Below are 638 nucleotides of genomic sequence, written 5' to 3' on the forward strand. Positions count from 1 at the left end.
GCCGAACCGGCTTATGCGCCGCCGCCCGAAACCGCCGACTATCCGCTCGGCGTCGCGCGCGGGCAGGTGGCCAAGACCTATATCGTCGCCGAAAGCCGCGACGGGCTGATCCTGGTCGACCAGCACGCCGCGCACGAACGGCTCGTGCTCGAACGTATGCGCAAGGCGATGGCGAGCGGCGGGGTGGCGAGCCAGGCGCTGCTGCTGCCCGAAGTGATCGAACTCGATGAACCGGCCTGCGACCGGCTGGAGGCACGCGCGGCGGAACTGAGCGAATTCGGGCTCGACCTCGACCGCTTCGGCCCGCGCGCGATGCTGGTGCGCGGTGTGCCGGCGATGCTCGGGCAGGGGGATGTGACGGGCCTCGTCACCGATCTGGCCGATGAGCTCGCCGCGTGCGATGAGGCGCTGTCTTTGCGCGAGCGGCTCGACCATGTCGCTGCGACGATGGCGTGCCACGGCTCGGTGCGCGCCGGGCGGGTGCTGTCGGTCGCCGAGATGAACGCGCTGCTGCGCGAAATGGAGGTCACCCCGCACTCGGGCCAATGCAATCACGGTCGTCCGACCTGGGTGAAGCTGGCGCATGGCGACATCGAGAAGTTGTTCGGGCGGAAATAGCGTGCGGCTTGCGCAGGAAT

The 638-nt window shown here is 69.1% G+C and carries 1 pseudogene; it reads left to right on the top strand.

The window, feature by feature from the left end:
* Positions 1–618 (top strand): annotated as a pseudogene (gene mutL / locus AACY08_RS27920) (DNA mismatch repair endonuclease MutL); the annotation flags it as partial.
* Positions 619–638: the final 20 nt, after the last annotated feature.

It is taken from the genome of Pseudomonas sp. EL_65y_Pfl1_R83 (assembly GCF_963970695.1).
GTDB lineage: Bacteria > Pseudomonadota > Gammaproteobacteria > Pseudomonadales > Pseudomonadaceae > Aquipseudomonas > Aquipseudomonas tritici.